Annotated in this window: 9 protein-coding genes and 1 pseudogene; 8 read left to right on the plus strand and 2 right to left on the minus strand. The window is 66.8% G+C overall.

Annotation, left to right across the window (positions count from 1 at the left end; genetic code table 11):
* Both ACTWQJ_RS37230 and ACTWQJ_RS37235 read left to right on the plus strand, forming a co-directional pair.
* Positions 1–387: MarR family winged helix-turn-helix transcriptional regulator (locus ACTWQJ_RS37230; protein ID WP_443310868.1), on the plus strand; the 387-nt coding region annotated here is incomplete at its 5' end.
* 146 nt (positions 388–533) lie between these two features.
* Positions 534–1406 (plus strand): esterase/lipase family protein, encoded by an 873-nt coding sequence (locus ACTWQJ_RS37235; RefSeq protein ID WP_443310869.1) that lies wholly within the window; start codon positions 534–536, stop codon positions 1404–1406.
* 64 nt (positions 1407–1470) lie between these two features.
* Here ACTWQJ_RS37235 and ACTWQJ_RS37240 read toward each other — a convergent pair whose 3' ends face one another.
* Positions 1471–2469, minus strand: coding sequence for a lytic polysaccharide monooxygenase auxiliary activity family 9 protein (locus tag ACTWQJ_RS37240; RefSeq protein ID WP_443310870.1), 999 nt, complete (start codon positions 2467–2469; stop codon positions 1471–1473).
* Between the two features lie 1429 nt (positions 2470–3898).
* Between ACTWQJ_RS37240 and ACTWQJ_RS37245 the strand changes: the two genes are divergently transcribed.
* The 3 genes and pseudogenes from ACTWQJ_RS37245 (at position 3899) to ACTWQJ_RS37255 (ending at position 7175) form a co-directional block, all read left to right on the plus strand.
* Positions 3899–4483 (plus strand): hypothetical protein, encoded by a 585-nt coding sequence (locus ACTWQJ_RS37245; protein WP_443310871.1) that lies wholly within the window; start codon positions 3899–3901, stop codon positions 4481–4483.
* Between the two features lie 630 nt (positions 4484–5113).
* On the plus strand, positions 5114–5272 hold the full coding sequence (locus ACTWQJ_RS37250; RefSeq protein ID WP_443310872.1) for a hypothetical protein: 159 nt from the start codon (positions 5114–5116) through the stop codon (positions 5270–5272).
* A gap of 650 nt (positions 5273–5922) precedes the next feature.
* Positions 5923–7175: pseudogene (locus tag ACTWQJ_RS37255) on the plus strand (IS256 family transposase).
* Positions 7176–7253: 78 nt separating this feature from the next.
* On the opposite strand, the gene ACTWQJ_RS37260 reads toward ACTWQJ_RS37255, so the two are convergent.
* The gene (locus tag ACTWQJ_RS37260; RefSeq protein ID WP_443310876.1) at positions 7254–8291 is read right to left on the minus strand and encodes an alcohol dehydrogenase catalytic domain-containing protein; all 1038 of its coding nucleotides are present in this window, start codon (positions 8289–8291) and stop codon (positions 7254–7256) included.
* A gap of 90 nt (positions 8292–8381) precedes the next feature.
* On the opposite strand from ACTWQJ_RS37260, the gene ACTWQJ_RS37265 reads away from it, so the two are divergent.
* The 3 genes from ACTWQJ_RS37265 to ACTWQJ_RS37275 are packed head-to-tail and all read left to right on the plus strand — an operon-like array spanning position 8382 to position 10128.
* Positions 8382–8867, plus strand: a complete 486-nt coding sequence (locus ACTWQJ_RS37265) for an Lrp/AsnC family transcriptional regulator (protein WP_443310873.1) — start codon at positions 8382–8384, stop codon at positions 8865–8867.
* Positions 8849–9322 carry a hypothetical protein gene (locus ACTWQJ_RS37270; protein WP_443310874.1) on the plus strand — a complete coding sequence of 158 codons (474 nt, stop codon included), beginning with the start codon at positions 8849–8851 and terminating at the stop codon, positions 9320–9322. The genes ACTWQJ_RS37265 and ACTWQJ_RS37270 overlap by 19 nt, the downstream gene beginning before the upstream one ends.
* Positions 9283–10128, plus strand: a complete 846-nt coding sequence (locus ACTWQJ_RS37275; RefSeq protein WP_443310875.1) for a site-specific integrase — start codon at positions 9283–9285, stop codon at positions 10126–10128. Before ACTWQJ_RS37270 ends, ACTWQJ_RS37275 begins: the two co-directional genes overlap by 40 nt.
* Positions 10129–10335: the final 207 nt, after the last annotated feature.

The following is a 10335-nucleotide window of genomic DNA, read 5'->3' on the forward strand; positions in this document are numbered from 1 at the left end:
CTGACCAAGCGCATCAACGACGGTGTCGTCGCCCGCGGATTCGAAGGGCGGCCGGCGTACGGGTTCGCGTTCGCCCGGCTCGCGCCGGACGGTGCGACGGTGACCGACCTCGCTGCTCACCTGGGGGTCACCAAGCAGGCTGCCAGCCAGCTCGTGGACGAGCTCGTGCGCAAGGGGTACGTCGAGCGGCGGCCGCATCCGGAGGACGCGCGTGCCCGGCTCGTCGTGCTGACCGAGCGCGGGTGGGCCTGTACGCGGGCCGCGGAGGAGGCGGCTGCGGACGTTGTGCGCGAGTGGAGTGGGCTGGTGGGGGAGGCTGAAGTCCGCGCACTGCACCGCCGGTTGCTGCGTCTCGCGCCCAAAGGCCCCATGCGCCCCTCCAGGTGACTGGTTATCACCGGAAGTTTTTACTGACGCGTAACTTCCCACTTGAACTACTCGTCCGTAACTTGACGAGTGAACAGCATCCTCGTGATCCGGATCACAGGGCGTAAGGCCATCGCACCTCCCTTGAGCCGCAAGGAGATCACCCGATGCTGCCCTGGAAACGAGTGGTCAGATCGGCGGCCGCGCTGCTGCTGACCGCCGCGGTCGCCGCCCTCCCCGCCGCCACCGCCGCTCACGCGGCCGACGCCACTGTGACCTCGGACAGTGGCTGGAACGACTACTCCTGCAAGCCGTCCGCCACTCACCCCCGCCCCGTCGTCCTGGTGCACGGCACCTTCGGCAACTCCGTCGACAACTGGTTGGGCCTCGCCCCGTATCTGACCCGGCGCGGCTACTGCGTCTTCTCGCTCGACTACGGCCAACTGCCGGGCGTCCCGTTCTTCCACGGTCTCGGTCCGATCGACAAGTCGGCAGAGCAACTCGACGCGTTCGTCGACAAGGTGCTCGCCGCGACCGGCGCCGCCGAGGCCGACCTCGTCGGTCACTCACAGGGCGGCATGATGCCCCGCTACTACCTGAAGTTCCTCGGCGGAGCAGCCGAGGTGAACGCCCTCATAGGCCTCGCGCCCGACAATCACGGGGCCGGCCTCAGTGGGCTCACCCATCTGCTGCCGTACTTCCCGGGCGCCGAGGAGCTGCTCTCCACCGCGACCCCCGGCCTCGCCGACCAGATCCCCGGTTCCGCCTTCCTCACCAAGCTCAACGAGGGCGGTGACACCGTGCCCGGCGTCCGGTACACGGTTATCGCCACCAAGTACGACCAGGTGGCCACGCCGTACCGCAGCCAGTACCTGGACGGGGCGAACGTACGCAACGTCCTGCTCCAGGACCTGTGCCCGGTCGACCTCTCCGAGCACCTGGCGATCGGGCTGTTCGACCGGATCGCCTTCCATGAGGTGGCCAACTCCCTGGATCCTGCGCGGGCGAAGCCCACTACCTGTGCGTCGGTGTTCAGTTGACCCGCACCCGGCCATCGCCGGGGTCTGACCGGCCTGAGCCGCCGGTCAGACCCCGGAGTCCGGTTCAGCGGCCGGGCCGGCCGCCGCCCACCGCCCGCCGTCGTACCGACGCGAACAGGGCCGCCGAGCCGAGCGCCAGCGCGGCCGCGCCGGCGACGGCGATGTACGGCGTGCTGCTGTCGCCGCCGGTCTCGGCGAGGTTCTCGGTGGAACCGGCGGCCTTGGGCTGGTTGGCCGCGGGCGTGCCGGCCGCTGCGGCTGGTTCCGCCGACGTGCCGGCGTCGTTGTCGCCGTGGCCGTGGTTCTCGACGGTCGACTCGTCGGTACCGGCCTCGATCTGCTCCTCGGAGGGGGCGGACGCGGTGGGCGCCGGTGAGGCGTCGGTGCCGCCGGCGTTCGCCGTGCCGCTCTCCTCGCTGCTGCCGCCGCCGAAGGTGACGTCCGAGCAGGAGTAGAACGCCTCCGGGCTGTCCGAGCGCTGCCAGACGGCGTACAGCAGATGCTTGCCGGCACGCTCGGGGAGCGTGCCGGAGAACGTGTAGAAGCCGCCCACGGGGGCCGGGTCGGTGGCCGTCGCCACTGGGTCGGCCAGGTCCAGGTCGTTCCAGGCGAGCGGCTGGGACGGGTCGTAACCCGGCTTGGTGAGGTACACCTTGAAGGTGCCCTTGTGCGGGGCGGTCACGCGGTACTTGAAGGTGTACGAGCCGCTGCTCACGGCGGTCGCGGGCCAGTCGGCGCGGGCCAGGTCGAGGCCCTTGAACTCGTCGTTGTTCGCGCTGCACAGCTTGCCGTCGGGGATCAGCTCCTGGTGGCGGCCGTTCGCGTCGCCGATGCGTATGCCGTTCCAGTCGTAGAGCGCCTGGGTGCCGCCGGCCGCGACCGCCGCCTTGCAGGCGTCCGACCGGGGGCTCTCGGGGCCCTCCGCGTAACACTGCGAGACCCGGCTCACCGGGTCGCCCATCGAACCGTGCGCGGACGCGGGGGCGGCGGACAGGGCGGTCAGGGCGAGCGGGGTGATGCCGACGGCGGCGACGGTTGCGGCGGCCTTGCGGCGTGCGGGCATGGGGGAGCTCCTCGTAACGGTCACTGGGGTGAATCCCGGGGGGATCCCGTGGGGGCTGATCAGAAGCTAGCCCCGAGAAGCCGTGAAATCGCCTGCTGGAAGCGGCTGATGGAGATCCTTATGGTCCCTTTAAGGCAGGACTAACCGAGGGCTCAGGAAGAGGGGGAGGAACCGCCCAGCTCACCTGTGGCTGTGCCGTGCGACAGTCCGTGACAGTCCGGGTTCGTCCGCAGCAGGACGCCCCGGTTGGCTCCCAGATTGGCTCCCGGTGGCGCTGTGTGTCTCGCCTCGCTATACCTGGGCACATGGCTCCGGAGTGATTGCACCGATCACCTCGAGAACGTTGCTTGACCTGCGCAAAGTGCCCGTAGGCTTGTTCAGAGGTCCGCAGCGTGTCGGAGGTGTGCCGTGCGTACCCTCGCGCGACCCGACGTCAAGGCGCGCCGCTATAGCTGTCAGCCGACTCTAGAACTCGACTTGCCAACACACGGAAGAGGTCGTACTTCTGATTGCCCGCCATCCACCGGTACAGGAACTCCCCACTTGGTAGAGGGACCGGTGGTGGCGGAGGCACACGTGGAGGTGAGACGATCACCCGCCCTACTCCCAAGAGGCTTTGGGCCCAACTGATGTATCCAGATGCAGCACTTGACGCAGCTGAGGCAACGTCAGAGGGGCCTACGACTTCCACGCGTGCGAGCGCCTTCTCCATTGGTAGCTGAAGAGGCTCCGCTGCGTCGAGAAGCTCCCGCAAGCGAGCGCTGGGAGGCTCATGCTCGCGAAAATGCTCTTGGGCTGCACGTACGGCACTCACGTACTCGGTCGTGGCTTCGGTGAAGGCTGCGTAGGCATCGTGGCGCCCTTGCCACACCCGCTGTTCATGCTGTGCTTGACGCGTCGATCGACCGTTCGTCCGCGCTGCCCCTAAGGCCCCCAAGGCTCCCAGAGCAGCGCCGATCACAGCACCAACTGCTCCCACAAGGGCTATCTCCCCCGCATCCATGGGATGCATTGTGCCCTGCACGTCTGGCATCCCGCCGCCACCTCTGGCCCCCTGCTGACAACAAGGAGCGGCTTTACAGACCGCGCTCACGGTTCGCCCTGACCAGGCGCTTTTCCTTGTCGCGCGGCTTCCCGCCCCACGCGGACCCCACAGGACGTGATCAGGGCTTCGTCTGGCGTCTGGTCCTCGAATCCGTGCTCTGCCGGACCGGTGAGACGCTGAGCCAGCGACCCGGAGACGCGTGGACCCCCGGTCAGCGCTCGAGTCTCACCCCCAAGATCGGAAAAGGGGCACCAGGGTCCTATTAGTCCGATTTAATGATATTGAGCGTGTCTCGATCGAGGGTGCTCAGCGATCCGGCGTGCGCAGGCCAAGCTCGCACTCGACTACGGGGAAGCCCCCGAAATCGATGCAAGGAGCACGTACATGAGTCCTAAGTTCAGAAGGACTGCTCTGCTCGGGCCACTGGCGCAAGACAGCATCAGGAAGACCGGCATGCTCGTCTCGCTCGCGGTTGTGATGGCGGCCGGCGCGGCCATCCCCGCCGTGGCAACGGAGCGGAGCGCAACCCCACGCGCCGCTGTGTCGCCCGGCAACGGGGGTCCCAAGCCTCCGCCTCCACCCGTGACCGCGTGCGGCCCCGCCGTCGACTCGACGCAGCCCAACGGCAATGAGCAGTATCTCGCTGCGCTCAACGAAGGGGTGCCGTTCGCCGGTAGACGCGACGTCACTAACCCGGAGAACACGCTCATCACCTCAGGCCCGGCCAACGCCCCCGGCTGGACCGACCTCAGCCTCATCAGCGGCTTCCCCGTCGACTCCCCAGTCTGCGACGTCTCGGTTGACGCCAACGGGAGTGACGCGTTCTACAAAATCATCACCTTGGATGGTGACGTCTACACCCTGCACTGCGACGGTGGGGGTCAAACCCTCGTGTGTCCCGCCCCGGCACAGGGGCAAATCCCTCAGTCTCGGTGGAGGGAAGTGACAGACCTGCCGAACTCGCCTTGAGCTCGGCCAGTTCAATTCCGACAACCTGGCCGTACAGCCCAGCGTCGCGAACGCGGCCGGGCGGGATGTCACTGTCGGCCCCTGGGACCCTCCGAGCACGGTGCAGCGCACCTTATCTCGCGCTAGCTAGTACTCCAACTGCAGCACCGCTGAGTCAGCGCCGGAGGTAAGCCAAGGGGCTTGCACGACACAGGCGATCCGCCCCGGATCGAATGGAGACCTCTCCAAGCATCCGGGGCGGATTTACAGTCCTCACAGCTTCGCGCCCCTCGATGCTGCGGATCCTGGCGCATCGGGCACGCCCTGTGTGTGCTTCTCCGAGAGTCCTCCGGAACACCTGGACCACCTCATCCAGTTCGGGCGTTCACTCCGTGGGCCTTGGTCACCACCAGGAAAGTGCTCAACAAGCTAGGCGGTGGCTCAGTGGCGTACGTACCGCCTCACGTGCAGGCGCGATTTCAGCGAGCGAAGCTGGGGCACTGGGCGGTGCGCACAGACGAACGTGTCTCCTGGATGCATGAGCGGGAATGGCGACTCCCGCTGGATAAGGGGACTATCCACATCGCGGGCCTGGCGGTAATTCTCGTTGCAGATGCTGGGTGGCGGCCGCAGAAGGTGGCCACCGCGTGGGTGGACGGCTCAACGGGCGATCCGTTGCCTGGGCCCAACGGCAATCCGTACGCGCAGCCGCTGGAGGACTACCCGAGGCTGTGGCGTGAGTCGCCGGTCTGGGTGTGGGACAGCCAGGCCCGGAGGGTAGTGACGTACGAGCCCGGAGAACTGTGCTGAGGCCCCGGCCCAGCCGCCCACGCATGGGCGGCCCGACCGCTGCGGAGAACAGGGGTCTTCCGTTTTGGCTAGCGGTGGCGTAGGTTCCGCTTACCCCGCGACGGCGCCTTTCGTGGCGCTGGCCCGCCGGTTCCGGGACGGCGGGCCGCGCGGGGGCCAATTGCCTGGTCGCGACCTTGTCTCGGCAGACGGCGCTCCCTGCCCGGGCGCCGGTACCATTCACGGAGGGCGGTCACCCCCCCCGCACGAGGAGATCTCTCCGATCCCATCGCCGGGCGGCGAGCAGGCCCGCCCGGCTGTGCCGGCATCTCAGGTGCCACATTTTCCCTGTGGCAGACGAGCGGGGGCGCCGCTTGCGGGAGGGATGCGGTCGCCCGTGCCCGGCTTAGTCCCGGCAGATGTTGACTGCGGTGCGGGCAACCGCGGTCTGCTGGCCGGTTGGGGGCAGGTGCGCGGTGGGGGCTAACGCAAGGGGAGCGTTCCCCGGGTGTTGCAGCCGAGGTGGGTCGTCATCGGGATGTGTCGGGAGCAATGCTCATGACCTGTGGATCGGGGCTCGGAGAGCACGCGAAGGGCGTACCTTCCCGAGTGATCGATTGAAGGTCACCGAGTAGGCCCGCGTTCGCAGAGCGGGTCGGGAAAGCACGCCCGTGCTCAGCGTAGTCAATGCCGATGGCAGCACCCCGAATGGCTCCCTGATCGACGAGATCGTCCGTGAGGGCGCGCGGCGGATGCTTGCCGCCGCTCTGGAGGCCGAAGTCAACGCCTATATAGCGGAGTTGGCTGATCAGCGGGACGAAATGGGCCGTCGGCTGGTCGTGCGCAACGGCTACCACCAGCCGCGTAAGGTCACCACCGCAGCCGGGGTGGTCGAGGTCAAGGCCCCGCGGGTGAACGACAGGCGAGTCGACGAGGCGACCGGGGAACGGAAGCGGTTTGCCTCGGCGATCCTGCCGCCCTGGTGCCGCAAGTCCCGAAGGTCAGCGAGGTGCTGCCGCTGCTCTACCTCCACGGCCTATCCTCGGGCGACTTCGTGCCCGCTCTCGAGCAGTTCCTCGGCAGCTCGGCCGGCCTCTCGCCCGCTACCGTCACCCGGCTCACTCAGCAGCGGCAGGCCGACCACAAAGCCTTCGGCGAGCGCGATCTGAGCGGGTCCGACTACGTCTACGTCTGGGCCGACGGCATCCACCTGCGCATCCGCCTCGCGGAGGCCAAGTCCTGCGTCCTGGTCGTCATGGGCGTGCGTGCGGACGGCACCAAGGAGCTGATCGCGATGGCCGACGGCTACCGCGAGTCCGCCGAGTCCTGGGCCGACCTGCTCCGCGACGCTGCCCGACGCGGGATGCGCGCTCCCATCCTCGCGGTCGGCGACGGCGCACTCGGCTTCTGGAAGGCCCTGGCCGAGGTGTTCCCCGACACCCGCCATCAGTGGTGCTGGGTTCATAAAACGGCCAATGTCCTCAACGCCCTGCCGACATCGGCCCAGCCCGGCGCCCGCAAGGCGCTGCAGGACATCTACAACGCCGAGGACCGCGAGCACGCGGTCAAGGCCGTCGCCGCGTTCGAGAAGGCGTACGGCGCGAAGTGGCCCAAGGTCGTTAAGAAGATCACCGAAGACGTCGACGAGCTGCTGGCGTTCTACGACTTCCCGGCCGAGCACTGGATCCATCTGCGCACGACGAATCCCATCGAATCGACCTTCGCGACGGTACGGCTGCGGACCAAGGTCACCAAGGGCGCCGGCAGTGCCGCCGCCGCGCTTGCCATGGTCTTCAAGCTCGTCGAGTCCGCCCAGGCCCGCTGGCGAGCCGTGAACGCACCTCACCTCGTCGCCCTCGTCCGCGCCGGAGCCCGCTTCGAACGCGGCCAGCTCGTCGAACACTCCGAGCTCACCGCCGCTTGAAACAACCTCAGCTGAATCAACGAATATTGCCCATTGCTGGGAATTCCTTCCTCCGACCGAAGTGTGCCGTGGCTCAGATCAGTTCATGGTGGGCCGTACCAGGGCCTTGATCGCTCGGCGTTGGTCCATGGCGCGGTAGGCGTCGGCGATGTCGGGCAGCGTGACGTCGATGGTGAAGACTGGCGACGGATCGAGCGTTCCGCCAAGAACGTCGGCGATAAGCGCGTCGAGATAGGCCCGGACCGGCGCGACTCCTGCCCGTAGGGCGATGTTGGCGCGGAAGAAGCGGTAGAGATCCACTTGGGTGACGCCGTTGGGCACTCCTACCGAGCCGATGGTGCCGCCGGGACGGGTAACCGCCAAGGCGAGGTCGAGAGCGGACTGGCTCCCGACACATTCGGCCACGGAAGCTGCGCCGCCGCCGGTGAGCTCGACGATGAGCTCAGCAATCTCCGTGGCGTCACCGAGGAAGGTCTCCGTGGCGCCGAAGCGCTGGGCAAGAAGAGCGCGGTCGGGGTGGTGGCCCACAGTGAGGATGCGTTCGGCTCCGGCCCGTCGGGCGGCCAGGACAGCGCACAGGCCGACCGCGCCGTCACCGATCACAACGACGGTTGCGCCACGGGTCACACCCGCCAGGACGTTGGCGTGGTGGCCTGTGACCATGACGTCGGTGAGCGGCAGCAGCCTGCGCGCGAGGTCATCGTCGACATCGGCGCGGACAGGAACCAAGGTCGCGTCGGCAAACGGGACCCGGACTGCCTCAGCCTGGCCGCCGCCGTTGGAGCCGCCCCAAAACCCACCGCGGCGGCAGGAAGTGTGGATGCCATCGAGGCATGCCGGGCAGGTGCCGTCGGCGAATGCGAACGGTGCCACCACGAGATCTCCCCGCCGCAGGCGCGTGACCTCTGGGCCTGTCTCCTCGACAGTCCCGATCCACTCATGGCCCATCCGGTCGCCGGACTGGAATTCTTCCCGGCCGCGGTAGGGCCACAGGTCGGACCCGCAGACGGCGGCCAATTGCACGCGCACCAGTGCGTCGGTGGGTTCGCAGATCACCGGGTCGGGTACGTCGATCAGCCGGACGTCGCCGACGCCCTGCAGAACAGTTGCCTTCATGATCGAAACACTAAGTGTCCAGCCGAGCGCAAGACATGCCATAGTGCAGGCATCACGGTTTCTCGCAGATCGATCCGGAGGCCTTTCATCGTGTCTGCCGCCGAAGCGCCGGTCGTTGACTCCACTGACCTGAAGATCATCCGCGAGCTGATGCACAATGCCCGGATCAGCCATACAGAACTCGGCCGCCGAGTGAGTCTGAGCCGACCCGCAGTCGCCGAGCGGATCCGCCGACTTGAGGACAGTGGCGTGATTCAGGGGTACGGCGCGCAGCTGGATCTCGCTCGGCTCGGGCTGAGCCTGCAGGCACGTGTTGCGCTGCGCCCCCAGTACCGGTCCAGCCGAGACGCAAGCCAGCTACGAGAACGTCTGCTCGCGACCGGACATGTCCTGTCCTGTGTACACCTCACCGGCGACAACTGCTACGAGCTCGCGATCGCTGTCCGCGACGCTCGACACCTCGAGGAGGTGATCGAGGAGCTCACCACCCTCGGCGATACCACCACCTCGGTCGTGCTCTCCGAGCTCGTCCACTCGCGCAACGCCGACATCACCGCATGGATCACACCACCCTAGCCACACCATCCGGACGGCGAATCCTGCCCCAAGCCTCAACATCGAAGACTACGGATGGCCGCATCGCCACCGCGGCACTCCCAGATCCACAAGTCTTGACAATTACTCACATCGGTGCGGTATCCCTGGGCTACACCCCCGCCGGAAAGCGCAATCGTCCGAAGGCCTCAGGCAAGACGAAGGCTGAGGTTCGCCAGAAGCTGCGCGAGTTGAAGAAGGAGCTGGCCAACGGGGGCAAAGCGCCTGCCAACTACAGCGTTGAGCAAGCTGTCAACGACTGGCTTGCTCAAGGACTTAAGGGCAGGGAAGTAACGAGCGTCGATACCTACAAGAGCCTGGCAGAGAACCACATCATCCCTCAGCTCGGCACAGAGCAAAGCTGCGTGACCTTGAAGCCGACGATCTGGATGAGTGGTTGGAGGCCGAGGCCGAGGTTCTGGCGACCCAGTCCCTGAGGATGGTTCACTCAGCCCTTCGGCGGTCGATCAGCCACGCTCAGAGGAGAGGAAAGGCTGTCCGTAACGTTGCCGAACTGGTGGAGGTGCCAGAGGGACGAGCAGGGCGGCCGAGTAAGTCGCTCTCCTTAGAGCAGGCTGAGGCTGTTCTTCGCGCGAAGGAAGGCAGTTGGATCCACGCCTACGTGGTTCTGTCCCTGCTCGTAGGAGTCCGCCCCGAGGAGGCGCGGCCCTTGACCTGGGTGCACGTTCACCTTGGAAACTCAGGCAAGGACAAGCCCCACGTGGATGTCTGGCGTTCCGTACGCGGGCACGGCGACACGAAGACTCGGAAGAGCCGGCGGTCGCTCGCCATGCCCCGACAAGCCGCCCTCGTCATGAGGGCTCACAAGCGACGTCAGCGGGCTGCCTGTACGGCTGCTGGGAAGGAGTGGACCGAGGAGAGTCTTGTCTTCCCGACGGAGACAGGTGAACTCCGCAGCGCTTTGAACGTGCGCCGGAACTTCAGAGCGCTCCTCAAGGAGGCTGGATTCGAGAACCCGGAGGAGTGGACTACGCGCGAGACGCGGACAAGCTTTGTGTCCCTGCTGTCAGACCACGGAATCCCGATCGAGGTCATCGCACGGCTTGTCGGCACAACGGTAGCGGAACGACCGAGAGGGTCTACCGCAAGCAGTTGCGCCCTGTCATCTCAGAGGGAGCTGAAGCCATGGACGACATCTTTCGAGATGACGACGATGCGGTGGGGGGAGAGACGCCGGACGCAGACTGATTTCTGCGCCGTGGCTCCCGGATTGGCTCCCTGAGCCACGAAGAGACGCTCAAGGCCCGCCTCTGAACTGCGAAGAGGCAGTTCAGAGGGGCCTAACGTGTCTTATGGTCCCTTTACTCAGGTTGAACTCGCGGAGTCCGGTGGCCCGTGACGGTTCTTGATCGCTGCGGTACGACGTCGTCATGCGGTACGCGCATGGGGGCGGGCTGACGCCCAAGGAGCAGGAAAAGCGGGAGCGGGT

This window comes from Streptomyces sp. KR55, from assembly GCF_052245645.1.
GTDB classification, from domain to species: Bacteria; Actinomycetota; Actinomycetes; order Streptomycetales; family Streptomycetaceae; genus Streptomyces; species Streptomyces flavusporus.